Consider the following 17,065-nt stretch of genomic DNA (forward strand, 5'->3'; position numbering starts at 1 on the left):
CCTCCAGTCTATTCTTCTTCAATTAATGTTGTATTAACAAAGTCTTCATAAGTTGGTGGTGCTTCTGATAAGTTCATTTCCACTAATGCATCTGTTAATATTGCATATGCATCTTCGTTTATTTTTAAATCATCATAAGAAATCCACTGTAATGATAAATCTAATACTTCATCTTCAACGTTAATGTAATTTCCAATTGTTTCGTGTGCATATTCGTCATTTGCTTGAGCAAGTTCTCCACCTGATACATAATCTTGGACGAATTTTTTAGCAATTTCTTCATTTTCATTAATGAATTGACCACGTAATACTAATCCACAATCAATAGAGTTTTCCCAAATATCTTCTGATTGGTATAATACTTTTCCTTTTTCAAGTGATACTGAAATTGCACCAAATGGTTCTGCTACTACATAACCCGCTATTCGACCTTCAGCAAGTGCTGCTGGCATTTCAGCTGGTGGAAGTTCAATGACATTTACTTCTTCATACTGTATACCTTCTTTTTTAAGCATTTGGTAAAGTAATACATTATGTGTAGAGAATCGATTAGGAATGGCGAATGTTTGACCTTTTAAATCTTGTACACTATTAATCTCAGGAGATACAACAACAACATTTCCATCACGATGACCAAGTGCAACAGCTTTTAAATCAACTCCGTTTTCTTTTGCTTTCATTGCTAATTGAATTAAAACCGAAGCACCATCAACTCTCCCAGTATTTAAGGCATCCATTAATTCTGGCCATGACCCAAATTTCACAAGTTCAATTTCATAATCCTCATATTCTTTTTCATTTTGTAAAAATAAAGGTGCAGCGTGCGTTATTGGTAAGTAACCAATTTTAATGACTTTCTTTTCCTCAGCTGATTCAGTTGTTCCAGCTTGCTCGTTCGTGCCACATGCTGCAACGACGAGTAGTAACGATAAAATAGTAAATAAAAAGACCAGTTTCTTTTTCATAGATATTCTCCATCCCTAAATGCTATATTCTATTTCAACTTGGTTTGTAAATTCGAATTCTTTAAATATGAGTTCACGGTAATGCTGAAAATCTGCACTAGAACGATCTCTTGGTTTCATTAACTTAATGTCAATCGCTTTATGAATTCGACCAGGGTTTGCATTTAAAATTAGAACTCGATCTGCAAGGAAAATCGCCTCATCGATATCATGCGTGACTAGAATAATCGTTGTTTTCTCTTTCATTTGAATGTTCAGCAATTCTTGTTGTAAGTAATAACGTGTAAATGTATCAAGAGCTGCAAATGGTTCATCCATCAATATGACTTCTGGTTGAATGGCTAACGCTCTTGCAATAGCTACACGCTGTTGCATTCCTCCAGATAACTCACTGGGTAGTACGTTTATTCGATTTTCTAAACCAACCATTGTCAAAAAATGAATGGCTTTTTCTCTTCTTTCTTCTTTTGAAATATTGATATTCTCAAGTGCAAATTCCACATTTTTAAGTACAGACCGCCATGGTAATAACCCATAGTTTTGCATGAGCATGATACACCGTTTACTAGGTTTACGAATAGCCTCTCCATCTAATTTGATGTCACCTTTGGTAATCGGTTCAAATCCACCAATTAAGTTTAATAGCGTACTTTTTCCACACCCACTTTTTCCAAGTAATGCAACTACTTCACCTTTTTTTACATTAAAAGATATATCATTAAGAATTAATTCATCATGCTCGGACTTTCCATAGCGTTTGGAAACATGATTCACAGAAATAAGGATATTACTCAATCATTCCCTCTCCCTTTAACCAATTAAACTAACTAATTTACTAGGTTTTGTATGTTTTAAGTTATTTTATTATACTGTGTATAAAAAAACAACTAAATTTTTGAAATTTTTTAATAAGATGAATTTATAAAATTGTCAAAAAAAAGATGGTGCCTGTAAAATACAGACTCCATCTTTTCCGATTTTATAATGTTAAGAAGAATTTATCGATTGCGATTACGGTTGCGTAAAAATGTTGGAATATCTAACACATCTTCTTGCGCTTGGTTTACTTGATTGCTCGTACGAACTGGTTGTTCATGTGGAGCTTGTTCAAAACGATCACGATTAGTAGTTGTTGGTTGTGCTTGTGTATTACGAACTGCACCATTTAAACTACGAGCTTTTGGTTGTTGTGATAAAACTTCTTCAGTAAATCCTGTCGCAATTACTGTAACGATAATTTCGTCATTTAAGTTTTCGTTAATCACGGAACCAAAGATCATATTTACTTCTTCATCTGACGCAGATGCTACGATATCAGCAGCTTCTTGCACTTCAAATAAACTTAAATTAGATCCACCCGTGATGTTCATGATAACACCTTTAGCACCATCGATTGAAGTTTCTAATAATGGACTTGAAATCGCTTTTTTAGCAGCTTCAGTTGCACGATTTTCACCAGTAGCGATACCGATACCCATTAATGCAGAACCTTTATCAGACATGATAGTTTTTACGTCAGCAAAGTCAAGGTTGATTAATCCTGGTGTTGCGATTAAATCGGAGATACCTTGTACACCTTGACGTAAAACATTATCAGCTTCACGGAATGCTTCAAGCATTGGTGTATTTTTATCTACAATTTGTAGAAGTTTATCATTAGGAATGACTATTAGTGTGTCTACAGCCTCTTTCATAGCTGCAATACCACCAATTGCTTGTGTTTGGCGTTTCTTTCCTTCAAAGGAGAAAGGACGAGTTACTACACCAACTGTTAATGCACCTAAATCACGTGCAATAGAAGCAATTACAGGCGCAGCACCAGTTCCAGTACCTCCACCCATTCCAGCAGTTACGAAGACCATATCTGCACCGCGAAGTACTTCTTCAATTTGCTCACGGCTTTCTTCAGCTGCTTTTTTTCCTACTTCAGGATTCGCTCCAGCACCAAGACCGCGAGTTAGTTTATTACCAATCTGTAATCTATATTCTGCTTTTGATAGATTTAAAGCTTGAGCATCTGTATTAACTGCAATAAAGTCAACACCTTGTACTCCATGTTCAATCATTCTATTAACTGCGTTGTTACCGCCGCCACCAACTCCAATTACCTTGATGTTAGCTAGCTGGTCGATAGTAGTATCAAATTCCAACATTGTTTTTCCTCCTACCATACTAGTCGTATATTTCGCGTACTATTCAAAGAATTTATCGAATAGTTTCTTAGCTTTGTTGATGACACTTGTCTTATTACTGTTATCGGTTTTTTCACCAGAATTTGAATGCTTTTTAGGAGGAGTAGTACTACTTGCTCCAACTTGTGCATACGTAACTTGAGTTGAATGACTTCTGCCATAATACTCATCTTCCATACTAGCATATTTAATTAATCCCACAGCTGTTGTATAAGCTGGTTCACGTACACCAATATAATCCGGTGTATACACTCTAACACGAGTTTGCATTACTTGACGAGCTAATTGTGCAACACCTTCTAATTGCGCAACACCACCAGAGATTACGATACCACCAGGTAAATCTCGAACTCCTAATCTAGCAAGCTCGTCCAATACTAATTCAAACATTTCTTCTAATCTAACTCCGATAATTTCAGAGATAAATTTTTGGTTGTATTGGTCAACCATATCTGTTCCAGATACAGGAACTTCAAAAATTTCATCTTCTGATGCGTCATCATAAAAGGCATGTCCAAATTGTTTCTTAATTTTCTCTGCATATTCTGTTGTTGTTTTTAATATGATAGCTAAATCTTTTGTTATATGTTCTCCTCCAACTGGTACTACACCAGCATGAGTTAAGAGGCCATCTTCAAAGACTGAGATCGTTGTAGAACCTCCACCTAGATCAATAAATGCTGTACCTTGATTCTTTTCATCTTCTGTTAGAGCAAAGTAACCAGCAGCTAAAGGTTGCAAATAGATTTCTCTAATTTTCAACCCTGAACGTTCTACGCAACGTAAAACGTTATGTAATAAGGTTTTTGATGTTGTAATCATAGTAGCATCCATTTCCAAACGGATACCAATCATACCACGAGGGTCTTTGATTTCGTCTAGATTATCAACTATAAATTGTTTTGGTAAAAGATTTACAACTTCTCGTTCAGGGGGAATCGACATTACTTGTGCGGATTCAATAACTCTTTCTAAATCATCATCCGTGATTTCACGATTATCGCTGTTAACTGCCACAACACCTTTTACAGATTGTAATGCAGTTTGATTTGCCGGAATACCTAACACTACTTCATTTATGGTAATGCCTGTCATTCGTTCTGCTTCATCAATCGCTTTTCGAATAGATTGTACTGTTGCATCAATATCAACAATCGCTCCTTTTCGAACGCCACTTGATTTCACATTTCCGACCCCGATGACATGTAATTGTTCGTTATTAACTTCTCCGATCAATACTTTTATTGAAGATGAGCCTATGTCTAGTGAAATATAAATTTCTTGGTTTTTCAACTTCACCGCACCTCCTTCGATTACTCTTACACTCATTCTATTGTAAATGATCACTATTGTCTAAAGTAATATCTACCTACTATTAGATTTTACAGCTATTCTACTGTTTTTTCACTCTTTTTTAAATGTCTTTCATCCCATTTTTGTATCAAAATTCGTCGAATTACTGCAATATTTTGGAATAGGCGGACACCAAATGCAAAAATGGCAGCTAAATACAAATCAACACCTAGATGAACACCTAAAAAAGCAAGACTAGCTGCTAACACAATATTGAAGAAAAATCCTGAAATGAATACTTTATCATCGTAAACTTGTTGTAAGTAAGCACGGATACCACCGAATAATGTATCTAGTGCCGCTAATACAGCGATGGATAAATAGTTTTCATACATTGTAGGAATTTGTATATCGGTTAAAAGTCCAAAGGCTAGTCCTAATATTAATCCTAAAAATGGCAACCACATAGTTTATTCCCCTTTGGTTGTTCGATTTAAACGAATATATTTATACTAATTAGAAATTTCTGTTTTATGAAGCAAAAATTCATTTGATAAAGAGCCATCATATTCAGAAATCGTCAAGCTTCTCACTGGTTTACCTATGTCTAAATTTAGATTATCAATATAAAAAGTATCTTTAAATGAAGAAACGTTTAAATAGTTATTTAGTTTCTCTGCTTTTTCAAAGGTTTCAGTGATAATTTTAATTTCTACATAAGTTTCACTAATTGGAATACCATTGACTGTTGTCGCGCCATTAATATCACGGATTGCCGTTGTATGAACAATCCTTTGCCCATCAATTTCTATATATTGACCATCGAATCGGTTTATTTCATTGACTAAACGATATAATAATTCCGGGGAAATTGGTTTTATTGGAAATCCTGCCTGAACTAATTCCATAGCAGGTTTTATCGTAAGTTCTACACCAGGGCCAGTTACATCTAAAAGTCCTGCTTCTTTCTTTAATTGCTCTACAGTATTTGAAAGAATTTCTCCTTGGTCCTCAGTTCCAGTATTTTTGTATTCATTCACAATTTCATTTAAAGACAATATTTCTGAAAGCAATTGGGAGTGTCTTTTCTTTTCTTCTGATAATTCCTGTCTAATTTCCCAAGAATCTCGTGTATCTCGTTCAGATGGCTCTTTTACTGTATTATATTGAACAGCAACCATCAGTCCTACTATAAACGACACAATTGTAATTCGGGTCACCACTTGTTTGTTCATCATGTCTGTTCCCCCCAGTCGTGTCCTAACTTTGGTTTTCGTTTATTGTAGGCATTTCAATTTGTTCAGCTTGTTCTATCGTTACGACGATTTGATCATTTATTAATTGGTCAAAGACACCACCTACAATTTGTAAAGATGGTATTAAGACTTCTGGATTGCCTACAGCTTCAATGACGAAAGGTGCAGGATATTGTTTCCCATCTATCGTAATAACAGGGCCAGTACAATTAATATACGAATTTGTTTTTAATCTCTGACCGTTAATGGCTATTGCTTCAGCACCTGATATTTTTAATTCATTGATGACTTTAAATATGTGACTTTCATGAACGATATAATCATTTGGATTTGTATTGTTTGGATTGTATTCTGCGTCATTAAGCGTGATACGGATTCCTTTTCCAACTGCAGGTATGTCACCCAACATCAATCGTAATCTTTCCGCTTCTTCAAGAAGAACTTCATATTCGTTTTTGTTTGAAGCAAAGGACTTTTCGTAATCACGAATCGTCGTTGTAAGTTGGTTTAATTCTTCTGTGAGTTCTTTATTTCTTTCTTTTTGCTCTATTAAATCTTCACGATAAGATTCATTAGGGTCAACATACGGACTAGAAATTTTTTTATTATCTTTTGTTAAATTGTAAGAATATCCGATAATAAATCCTGTTACGATGCATACAATTAACATAATCATACTTTTTCGAGAAGGTGTTTTCATATATTTGTTTCTACTCATCTGCTAAAACTTCCTTTTCGTCTGTATCAGCATTATTATCAGTAGTCGAGGCATCGACTTCGATCATTTCATCAGCATTTGTAATGTCTAGATCATCTGAATATTTATATGCATATTCTTTAGTGTAAGACCTATAGTATGTTCCAACTTCAATATCAATAATACCTTTTTCAAATTCTCCAGCATTTTCGATTTGAGCAACTATAGATGGATAATAGTTTAGTTTCTCTGCTAATGAAGTGATTTCAGCCCTCACTTCATAACCATCATTCATAAATAACGTGATAGCGTATGGATCAGATTCTGTTGGCGTTGCATTAATTTGTGAGATTAATGCTGAAACTGTTGGTTTCAAGTCGGCTAATTCTTTTAGTAGTTTCTTTCTCAATTCACTATCCTCAAAGGATAAAAAAATAGGTGCATCGATCGGTGCAGTAGTGCTTGATTCCTTAAAAATGACTCCATTTTCTAAAATTGGATAAAACACATTTTGTTCGGAGATGTATGCTACTTTCTGCCATTCCTCTATCTTTATTTCTACTGAAGTTAGCCACTTTTTGTTAACCTCTATATTTTTAACCCAATCTAATGTTTTTAAGTTTTCCTCAATCTCTTTTTCCCTAAAACTCCACATAGATTGTCCAACCTCTAATTTCGATTGTTCTATGTATACATTCTCATCAACTAGGTTTGCCCCTTTAATTTGGATGGTTTTTAAGTCACTATACGGAGATTGGAAATAAAGGAGTAAAAATAAGGTAATAAAAAATAATGTAATGAGAAATATAAATTTTTTATTCGTTCTTTTTCTTCTTTTTTCTCTAAGTGTTGGTATGCGATCTTCAATGTCTATTATTTTCTCCATTTTTACTCCTCCTTCCTAATTATTTAACTGTTTCGGTTCGATTTGAAAAACTTACTACTATAGCTACTATAAACCAAATGATCATTAGTGAAGTTCCACCATAACTGATAAATGGTAGTGTTACACCTGTTACAGGGATAATTCCGATTACAACTCCAATATTTAAACAAGCTTGGAATCCAATCATACTAACGAGTGAAACAATTGCATAAAATTGAGAGCTTTGAGTTGATTGCATAGCAAGTCCAACTCCTGAATAGATGAACATTCCAAATAGGAATAGAACTAAACATCCACCCAATAAACCAATTTCCTCTAATATGATTGAAAAAATAAAATCATTTTGAGGCTCAGGTAAGTAAAGAAATTTTTGACGACTATCTCCAAATCCATGGCCCAATAATCCAGCCGGCCCAATGGCAAGCATAGATTGAACTCCTTGGAATCCTGCACCTAATGGGTCGCCCCATGGATCGATAAACGCAAATATTCGCTGTAATCGATATGGAGCCGAGATGATTAATCCTACTAATCCTATTACACCAAGTGCAATGACTCCCACATACAGCTTAACAGGATATCGCGCCACGAAGAGTAATATGAAAGCAGAAACAACTAAGATAAATACTGAACCAAAATCGGGCTGTAACATAATGAGAGCACTTGGGATAATTAGTATTAAAAAGTGCTTGAATTGTACAACTCTTTCACTATTTTTCACTTTACTCAACAAAAAGCTTAAATACATTAGAGTTGTAATTTTTACTAATTCCGCTGGTTGCATTGTTAGTGGACCAAGTCCTATCCAACTTTGTGAACCATTTCTTGAAAGACCAATCCCAGGTATTAAAACTAATACTAATAAGACTAATGAAATAACGTATAATATGACCCACGTTTTTTCTTCTGTAAATATTGGCATATTTGTTATGAACATAAATACAATTAATGCAATGACTAGAAAAATGGATTGTCGAATATAGAAGGGCATATCCCCTTCATAATGAATCGAGCTCCAATATGTACCAGCAGAGTAAACAAACAAGACCCCAACAACTGATAACAATATTGCAGAGATAATAAATAGCCTCTTAAAAGTAAACTTCAGTTAAGGCATCCTTTCTTCTATTACTTAATTTAGCTTCATAACAGCCTCTATAAACAAATCACCACGCACTTCAAAATTCGGATATTGATCCCAGCTTGCACATGCAGGCGATAATAAAATAACATTTCCTGTGTTTGAAATCGCCGCTGCTTTTTCAACAGCATCTTCTACGTTTTCAGCTTCAATTGTAGTATCTACACCACAGGATTTCGCAAATTCGATGAAACGTGATTTCGTTTGTCCAAATGCAACGACACCAATAACGTTTTTCATCGAATCACGCAATTCTTCAAATGAATGACCGCGTTCTAAGCCGCCAGCAATTAGTATCGTCGATTCTTTAAAAGCATCTAGGGCTACTTTTGTTGCTAGACAATTCGTCGCTTTAGAATCGTTATAGATTTTTCTGCCTTGCCAATTTCTAACAAATTGTGTACGATGACGAACACCAGAAAAAGTTTGTAACACTTCTTCAATTTTCTCTTTGTCACATCCATAAAGAATACATGCAGCAACCGCAGCTAATATATTCTCTAGATTATGTTTCCCGGGAAGTGCAATGATTGATCGGTCGATAAATGGTTGCCCTTCCCAATAAATCATTTGATCATCTGCACTAATCCCTTCCTCTGTTCTTTTTGTAGATTGAAAAGGAATTTTTTTAGCTTTTGAATTCTTCACATACTCTTCTACAATTTGCTGATTTGCATTATAAATTAACCAATCGGATTCATCTTGATTTTTCGTAATGTTAAGTTTGGCCTTTGCATATTCATCAAATGTTCCATGATAATCTAAATGGGCATCATATAGATTTGTTAATATAGCAATTTTCGGTTTAAAGGTTTGGATTCCCATTAATTGAAACGAAGATAATTCAATTACGATACAATCATCTTTTGACGCCTCTTTAGCAACACCACAAGCAACCGTACCAATATTTCCAGCTATTAGAGGATTTCGATTTCCGTTTTTCAACATCTCATATACTAATGTGGTTGTTGTTGTTTTCCCATTTGTACCTGTAATACCGATAAAAGGTGCCTCACTTATTAGATAAGCAAGCTCAACTTCCGTGATGACAGGCAGTTGTCGATTTAATGCATCCTGAATAATCGGATTAGTATATGGAATTCCAGGATTTTTAACAATGACTTCAAATCCTTCATCCAGTAAGTCTTCTGGATGTCTGCCACATATGACCGTTATTCCCTTTTGCAATAAGCTTTGTGCTTGTGGATTTTCTTCAAATGGCTTTGAATCATTTACTGTCACGAAAGCTCCTAATTCATGCAAAAGCTCCGCTGCAGCCACACCACTTTTAGCCAAACCTAAAACCAATACTTTTTTATGTTGAAAATTAGCATATTGTATCATAGTAATGCCTCCGATAAAACTCCTATTAATGCCACAATCAGTGCAGTAAACCAAAACACAAGAACAACTTTTCTTTCAGACCAACCAGATAATTCAAAGTGATGATGAATCGGGGTCATTTTAAAGATTCGTTTACCTCCAGTTAACTTAAAATAAGCCACTTGAAGCATAACTGATAATGTTTCTATAACAAAGATTAATCCGATTAGTAATAATAGTAGCTCTTGCTTAACGAGTATTGATACCAACGCAAGGGATCCTCCAAGCGCTAAGGATCCCGTATCACCCATAAATACTTTTGCTGGATTTGCATTAAACAGTAAAAACCCTAGAAGCGCTCCAGTAATTGCAAAAGTAAAAATCGCTACATCAACTTGATCGTTAAATAAAGCAATTACACCGAATGCTGTAAATGCAATGGATGCTGTTCCTGCTACAAGACCATCTAGACCATCTGTTAAATTCACAGCATTTGAGAAACCTACTAACCAGAAAATTAAGAAACCAACATAAAAAATACCTAAATCAAATGACCAATCTACAAAAGGTATATTTATACTTGTATCAAAGTCAACTATACGTGCACGTAAAAGTAAGTAAGAAAGAATGGAAATAATAATTTGTCCTACTAACTTTTGAAGTGAAGTAAGCCCTAAATTGCGTTTAAATATTACTTTAATACCATCATCTAAAAAGCCGATTAAACCAAAACCACATAAAACAAGAAGTAGAACGACCGTATGGGTAGTGAATACATTATTATAATTACCAACAATGACCGTTGTAGCAATAATTGATATTATAAAGATGATACCACCCATCGTCGGGGTTCCTGCTTTTTTCATATGAGACTTAGGGCCCTCTTCACGGATGCTTTGCCCAAACTTTAACCTACGTAAAATAGGAATTAAAAATGGTGCAAGAATCACTGAAATGAAGAATGAAATTGCTAAAATGGTTATTGTTGTTGCGATTGTCATGTTAAATCTCCTTTAAATCATGTTCTATCATACTAACTTTTTATACGATTCAATAGTTAATACACGAATTAGTTCGGTTCATCACTTGGTTTCTTTGACGTATCCTTATTCGAATCGGCACTATTTTCTGAATTCGTATTTGTACCTACTGATTCATTACCCAAATATAGATGAATGGTACCATCAACTTCAAGAATATTTTCTGGTTCTGGTAATTGGTTAATAACAAGTTTCCCTTCACCATGTGTTTCAATACGATAAGGGTATTGTAATTTCATAATTTCATCAACTGATAGACCTACTAAATTCGGTACGCGGTCTGTAATTGGATCCCCCCAACGGTACTCCTTTTCCAATTGTCCTTCACGGTCAACTTCAAGTCCGATTGTTGGAGCGATATCTTCAATAATTTGACCAACAATTGGTGCAGCAATTGTACTACCAAATACAGTTGCGCTTTTTGGATTATCTACCGCTACATAAACGATAATTTCTGGATCATCTGCTGGAGCAAAACCGATGAAGGAAACAATATAGTTACCTTCCATGTATCTTCGGTCTTGTACTTTTTGAGCAGTACCAGTTTTTCCACCAATACGAAGACCGTCACGGTAGGCTTGTCGACCTGATCCGTTTGCCACTACCGATTCTAGTGCACTGCGGACTTGAGCTGACGTTTCTTCACTAATAACTTGTTTCTTCAATGTAGGAGTATTTTCAAGTATAACTTTCCCTGTTTCTGAATCATAGACTTTCGATACAACATATGGTGTGAATAATTTCCCACCATTTACAGCTGCTGCTACTGCTGTAATTTGTTGTATTGGGGTTACCGAAATACCCTGACCAAAGGAGGTTGTGGCGTGTTCTACAGGACCGAAATTTTCTTTAGAGAATAAAATCCCTTTAGCTTCACCTGGAATATTAGATCCAGTAGCTTCACCAAACCCAAAATCCTTAATATACTCCATTAATTTGTCAGCACCAACACGTTGTCCTAATTCTATAAAGCCTGGGTTACATGAATTTTCCACAACTTGTAGGAATGTTTCATCTTTATGACCTTCTCGCTTCCAACAGCGGAGTCTAGCACCCTCTACCATCGTATAGCCCGGGTCATAAAAACGATCTTTTTCTAAATCCACTACGCCCTCTTCAAGTGCAGCACTAAGTGTGATGATTTTAAATGTAGAACCCGGTTCATATGTCATCCATACCGGTAAATTCCTATTGTAGATTGATTGATCCACTTCTGTAAAATTCGCTGGATTGTAAGTCGGATATGAGGCGAGTCCCAAAATTTCACCTGTTTTAGGGTTCATCGCAATGGCTAAGGCTTGATCTGCATCATACTTCTCCATTGCTTGAGATAATTCTCGTTCCACTACCTTTTGTACTTCCAAGTCTATAGTTAGTTCAACAGTAGCTCCTTGTTCTCCATCTCTCCATTCATCATCTACATGAGGAAGCGCATTCCCTGCAGCATCTGTATATAAACGAATTGCTGCAGATTTAGAGGTTAATAGCTTGTCATATTGATATTCGATACCAGCAAGCCCCTGTGTATCATATCCCGTAAATCCAAGGAATCGAGATAATAGGGAACCATATGGATAATGTCTAACGTAGTCGACACCACTATATAGCCCGTCTATTTTTAGACCTTGAATTTGTACTGCCTGTTCATAAGTAATATTTTTTGCTTCTGGTGCAAGCTTAACTAGATAAGATTTTGAATTCATTTTTTCATATAACTTTTTTTCATCTAAATCTAATACTTCTGCTATTTTTCTTGCTGCTTCTTCAATATTATCGTTTTGTGCAGGCATAAAATAAAGGGTGGGTGCTAATTTGTTTGTTACAATTACTTCTCCATTACGATCTGTAATTTCACCGCGTTCTGACGCAAAAGGTACTTCTCTATCCCAGTTCTGTTTTGCTAGTTCCGTAAATTCATCGTGTTTGAGAACCTGTACATAAAACAATCGAATGACGACAGCAAGCCCGAATAACATAAAGGCATATACTATTAGTCTCAATCGTTTTTTCGATACGCTCGAAATCCACTTCATTCGACATTCACACCTCGTTTTTAACAAGGTATGAAAAAAATTGGACTTGTATTCTGATAGATTGCGGATACATACAAAATCAATTCTGTTTTAAAGTAGATGGAAGAAAATTTATTAGTCTTGTGGTAAATCTTCCTCTTCCAATGTTTCGTTATCTTTAGGTGATAAGTAGATTTGTTCAGGTGTTTTTAAATTCACTACGATTGGTGAAGAATCTGTTATTATCGCACCTTTTGAAACACTCTGACTTTCAACATATCCTTCCCCAGAAATTTCAATTTCTAGTCCAGACATATTTTTATAGATAAGCAAATTACGTAATGACCAATTAGTAAAATCAGGGACTGTTATGCTTCCCTCGGTTTTTAAATATACTAAACTACCTTTTGTTAATTGCAATCCTTCACTTGGATATTGTTCTACTATTTTTCCACCTTCACCAATGATGACAGGCTTAAAACCTGCACTAAGTAAATTTTGTTCCACATCAGCTGCATTTTTAGAAACATAGTTTTCTATTTTATAAGTATCTACTTCTGCCACATTTTCCGGATCAATATTTAAATATTTTAAACTGTTTTCCATTACAGAAGTAAACACTTTAGAAACCGGGTCTGAACCGAATTCTCCAGCTTCTAACTGTGGTTGTTTTACTGCAACATACATGATAAGTTGAGGATCATCAGCTGGAGCCATACCTAAAAAGGAGTATAAATAGTTATTTTGACCCGTTAAATATTTTCCTGAACCATCGGAATCTGCAATGTAGGCAGTACCAGTTTTACCTGCCACTTCATATCCTTCAATTGCAAATTTTTGGGCTGTTCCTTTTTCTGAAGTAACTGTAGAAGCTAAAATTTCACGAACTTGTTCAGCTGTACTTGATGAGACAGGGTTACCTTTTACTTTTGGCTCATGTTTTTGTACCACTTCACCATTTGAATCTACGATTTTCTTAATCAAGTAAGGTTGCATCATTTGTCCATCATTTGCAATCGCTGTCATCGCTTGTACAAGTTGAATAGGGGTTACTGTTGAACCTTGACCATAAGAAGTTGTTACATAGTCAATTGGATAATCCGTTAATATTTTCCCGTTAACTTCACCGGGTAAATCAATACCTGTTGGTTTGCCAAATCCAAATTTATCTAAATACTCTATGAAAGTATCATTTCCAATATCCTCTAATAGATACGCCATGGCCGTGTTAGAGGAACGTTGTATTCCTTCTAAGAATGTAATTGGTCCCCAACCAACATAGTTATGATCTCGGATCGTTCTATCTAACAAAGTATAAGAACCTGATTGGAATGTTGCACCTGGATGCCAATTACCTGTTTCAATAGCTGTTGCGAGTGTGAAAACTTTCATAGTCGAGCCAGGCTCTAATATTTTTTGTGTTGCTGTATTCAACCAATCTTCTAAACCAATTCTATTTTCTGGATTGAATGTTGGGCGTTGGCTCATTGCTAATATTTCACCGGTTTTAGGATCAGCAATGATTGCAACCATGGATTTTGGGTCGTACTCATTAAATACTGAAGTCATTGATTCTTCTAAAAAGTTTTGAATAGTTTTATCAATGGTTAAATAAATATCACTACCATTTTGAGCTGGTTTAATCATTTGCTCACTATTAGGCAGCAAGTAGTGAAAAGCATCACTTTTATATTGCATACTGCCATCTACACCTGTAAGCTCTTTATTATAAAAAAGTTCTAATCCCATCTTTCCGACAGTTTTATAGGTTTCCCCATCATCTTGTTTTTCTTTTAAAGCAAATCCGATTAAATGTGAAGCAAATGGTCCGTTCGGATAGTATCTTTTTGAATCGCTGGTAAATAGAATACCTGGTAGATTTTCCGCTTCTATTGCTGTTTTGATTTCATGACTTATACTTCTACCTGCTGTACCAAATTCTACTTGGTATGGCTGTTTTAACTCTCCTGTTTTACTATCTGTTATTTTCTTTGTTAAATTTTTATAAATATTTGCTTCATCCATTTCAATATATTTCGCAAGTATTTCAGCCGTTTTTTCTGGATCTACTACATGCCTTGGTTTTTCAGGATTAGTAGTGGCGATCGGGCTAACAACTGCGATCAATCGATAACTTAATGTATCCTCCGCAATGACACTGCCACCTCGGTCTAAAATTTTCCCTCTTTCTGCCGTCAGCACTGCTTCTTTTTCGTACAACGCTGCAGCTCGAGCCTCTAATACTTGACCATTGACGACCCCTGTCGCTTGTATATGAACAATTTTTACGAATAATGCAAAAAAGAGCCCTCCATATATAACTAACATTAGAAAGGCTCCCCATTGGAATCGAAACTTTTTCTTTTTCATTCTCCCGGCACTACCTTTACATTTTTCTCATTTAGAGTGAAACCGAGTGCTTTTGCTTTTTCCATAATTCGATCGTATCGTGATAGTTCTCCGACTTTAACTTTTAAATCAACATTTTCCTTAGATATTTCTGATATTTCACTATTAATTTGTTGAATTTCGATCGTCGATTGTTGGATTGAACTTTGCTTATGTAATACTGTAACGGCCATGATCGCTACGACTACAATAAATGCAAAATAAAGTAGTTTCTCTTTTGCAGTAATTCGTTTCTTCTTAGCTTGTTTAATGGTCGTTTTTTGTTGTCGTTGTACAACGGTCGGTTGTTCTACATAGGTTTGGAATTGCCTTGCTCTTACAGCCATTTAATCACTCCCTTTTTTCGTTTATTTTTTCAGCAATTCTAAGTTTCGCAGACCTAGAACGATTGTTTTTTTCCAGCTCTTCTTCTGAAGGTAGGATTGGTTTTCTTGTAACTAATTGTAGTGTCGGTTTGTACTCATCAGGCACTACTGGTAATCCAGGTGGTAAATCAGGTAAAGATGAAGCTTCTTTAAATATTGTTTTAGTTAAACGGTCTTCTAGCGAATGGAATGTGATGACACTAATTCGCCCACCGATTTTTAATAGATCAATTGCATCAACTAACGAATCTTCAGCTGCTCCAAGCTCATCATTTACTGCGATTCTTATTGCTTGGAATATGCGTTTTGCTGGATGCCCACCTTTTCTGCGGGCTGGAGCAGGTATACCTTCTTTGATTAATTCGACTAATTGACCAGTCGTTTCAATTGGAGCAACTTTTCTTGCTTCCTCTATTTTTCTGGCAACTTGTTTTGAGAACTTTTCCTCTCCGTATCGGAAAAAGATACGAACTAAATCCTCATATGCCCATTCGTTTACTACATGAAATGCACTAAGTTCTGCGTGTTGGTCCATACGCATATCAAGAGGTGCATCGTGGTGATAACTAAATCCACGTTCAGGTGTATCTAGTTGTGGGGAAGAAACTCCTAAGTCATATAGAATCCCATCAACCTTATGGATATTTATCTTCTCTAGTTCCTCTTTGATATAACGGAAATTGGCATGAACAAATGTCACACGATCTAAATAATCTGCTAATCGTACTTTTGCATGTTCTATCGCTGTTATATCTTGATCGAAACAGATTAATCGTCCATTAGATGAAAGCTGTTGCACTAAATATTCACTGTGCCCTGCACCACCTAAAGTACAATCCACATAAATCCCATCAGATTTGATGTTCAATCCGTCAACTGTTTCTCTTAGTAATACGGTTGTATGATCGAACATTATAAATACTCCTTTTTGGCGCTATATTAACTAGAAGTCAAAGCCAATTAAATTTTCTGCTATATCATTGAAAGAATCTTCAGCGTCTCCCACATAAGCATCCCATGCTTCTTTCGCCCAAATCTCTATTTTGCTTGAAACACCGATTACAACGCATTCTTTTTCTAGTTTGGCGTAATTAGCTAGTGAAGTGGGGATATTAATACGCCCTTGTTTATCTATTTCAACTTCTGTTGCACCTGAGAAAAAGAATCTAGTAAATGCTCTCGCATCCTTTTTCGTCATGGGCAATTGTTTTAACTTTTCTTCGAGTTTTCGCCATTCATCCATAGGATAGCCAAATAGACAGTTATCAAGTCCGCGTGTAATAACAAAAGTATTGCCTAAATCCTCCCGAAATTTAGAAGGTACAATTAGTCGCCCTTTTGCATCAACGGAATGTTGATATTCTCCCATGAACATGCTACTCACCCCACTTTAGTAAATAATGTACCACATTCCCCCACTTTCCTCCACAACTTTCAAAAAAATGTTGACAACTTTTTGCAATTCGTGCATTTAGTCCAAGATGCA

Annotated in this window: 16 protein-coding genes; all 16 read right to left on the bottom strand. The window is 35.6% G+C overall.

The window, feature by feature from the left end; genetic code table 11:
- Positions 1-8: 8 nt before the first annotated feature.
- The 16 genes from ACOQFO_RS17610 to mraZ all read right to left on the bottom strand — a co-directional run bounded on the left by ACOQFO_RS17610 (position 9) and on the right by mraZ (position 16,954).
- Entirely contained in the window at positions 9-965 is a 957-nt protein-coding gene (locus ACOQFO_RS17610) for an ABC transporter substrate-binding protein (protein ID WP_421690983.1), read from the bottom strand.
- A 15-nt stretch (positions 966-980) separates the two neighbouring features.
- On the bottom strand, positions 981-1,760 hold the full coding sequence (locus ACOQFO_RS17615) for an ABC transporter ATP-binding protein (RefSeq protein ID WP_421690984.1): 780 nt from the start codon (positions 1,758-1,760) through the stop codon (positions 981-983).
- Between the two features lie 203 nt (positions 1,761-1,963).
- Positions 1,964-3,118, bottom strand: coding sequence for a cell division protein FtsZ (ftsZ, locus tag ACOQFO_RS17620; RefSeq protein ID WP_421690985.1), 1,155 nt, complete (start codon positions 3,116-3,118; stop codon positions 1,964-1,966).
- A 39-nt stretch (positions 3,119-3,157) separates the two neighbouring features.
- On the bottom strand, positions 3,158-4,450 hold the full coding sequence (gene ftsA / locus ACOQFO_RS17625; RefSeq protein ID WP_421690986.1) for a cell division protein FtsA: 1,293 nt from the start codon (positions 4,448-4,450) through the stop codon (positions 3,158-3,160).
- A gap of 95 nt (positions 4,451-4,545) precedes the next feature.
- On the bottom strand, positions 4,546-4,917 hold the full coding sequence (locus ACOQFO_RS17630) for a small basic family protein (RefSeq protein ID WP_421690987.1): 372 nt from the start codon (positions 4,915-4,917) through the stop codon (positions 4,546-4,548).
- A gap of 45 nt (positions 4,918-4,962) precedes the next feature.
- Complete coding sequence (locus ACOQFO_RS17635; protein ID WP_421690988.1) at positions 4,963-5,688, bottom strand: DUF881 domain-containing protein; 726 nt, start codon at positions 5,686-5,688, stop codon at positions 4,963-4,965.
- A 22-nt stretch (positions 5,689-5,710) separates the two neighbouring features.
- Positions 5,711-6,424 carry a DUF881 domain-containing protein gene (locus ACOQFO_RS17640; protein ID WP_421690989.1) on the bottom strand — a complete coding sequence of 238 codons (714 nt, stop codon included), beginning with the start codon at positions 6,422-6,424 and terminating at the stop codon, positions 5,711-5,713.
- The gene (locus ACOQFO_RS17645) at positions 6,417-7,289 is read right to left on the bottom strand and encodes a cell division protein FtsQ/DivIB (RefSeq protein ID WP_421690990.1); all 873 of its coding nucleotides are present in this window, start codon (positions 7,287-7,289) and stop codon (positions 6,417-6,419) included. Before ACOQFO_RS17645 ends, ACOQFO_RS17640 begins: the two co-directional genes overlap by 8 nt.
- A gap of 19 nt (positions 7,290-7,308) precedes the next feature.
- Positions 7,309-8,397 carry an FtsW/RodA/SpoVE family cell cycle protein gene (locus ACOQFO_RS17650; protein ID WP_421691088.1) on the bottom strand — a complete coding sequence of 363 codons (1,089 nt, stop codon included), beginning with the start codon at positions 8,395-8,397 and terminating at the stop codon, positions 7,309-7,311.
- Positions 8,398-8,421: 24 nt separating this feature from the next.
- Entirely contained in the window at positions 8,422-9,774 is a 1,353-nt protein-coding gene (gene murD, locus ACOQFO_RS17655) for a UDP-N-acetylmuramoyl-L-alanine--D-glutamate ligase (RefSeq protein ID WP_421690991.1), read from the bottom strand.
- Positions 9,771-10,754, bottom strand: coding sequence for a phospho-N-acetylmuramoyl-pentapeptide-transferase (gene mraY / locus ACOQFO_RS17660; protein WP_421690992.1), 984 nt, complete (start codon positions 10,752-10,754; stop codon positions 9,771-9,773). Before mraY ends, murD begins: the two co-directional genes overlap by 4 nt.
- Positions 10,755-10,822: 68 nt before the next feature.
- On the bottom strand, positions 10,823-12,826 hold the full coding sequence (locus ACOQFO_RS17665) for a stage V sporulation protein D (RefSeq protein ID WP_421690993.1): 2,004 nt from the start codon (positions 12,824-12,826) through the stop codon (positions 10,823-10,825).
- Between the two features lie 114 nt (positions 12,827-12,940).
- Positions 12,941-15,133: a penicillin-binding protein gene (locus ACOQFO_RS17670; protein WP_421690994.1), complete on the bottom strand. Its 2,193-nt coding sequence runs from the start codon at positions 15,131-15,133 to the stop codon at positions 12,941-12,943.
- A gap of 38 nt (positions 15,134-15,171) precedes the next feature.
- The gene (gene ftsL, locus ACOQFO_RS17675) at positions 15,172-15,540 is read right to left on the bottom strand and encodes a cell division protein FtsL (protein ID WP_421690995.1); all 369 of its coding nucleotides are present in this window, start codon (positions 15,538-15,540) and stop codon (positions 15,172-15,174) included.
- A gap of 4 nt (positions 15,541-15,544) precedes the next feature.
- On the bottom strand, positions 15,545-16,492 hold the full coding sequence (gene rsmH / locus ACOQFO_RS17680) for a 16S rRNA (cytosine(1402)-N(4))-methyltransferase RsmH (RefSeq protein ID WP_421690996.1): 948 nt from the start codon (positions 16,490-16,492) through the stop codon (positions 15,545-15,547).
- 30 nt (positions 16,493-16,522) lie between these two features.
- Positions 16,523-16,954: a division/cell wall cluster transcriptional repressor MraZ gene (gene mraZ / locus ACOQFO_RS17685; RefSeq protein ID WP_421690997.1), complete on the bottom strand. Its 432-nt coding sequence runs from the start codon at positions 16,952-16,954 to the stop codon at positions 16,523-16,525.
- Positions 16,955-17,065: the final 111 nt, after the last annotated feature.

Source organism: Ureibacillus sp. MALMAid1270 (assembly GCF_049202975.1).
Taxonomy (GTDB): domain Bacteria; phylum Bacillota; class Bacilli; order Bacillales_A; family Planococcaceae; genus Ureibacillus.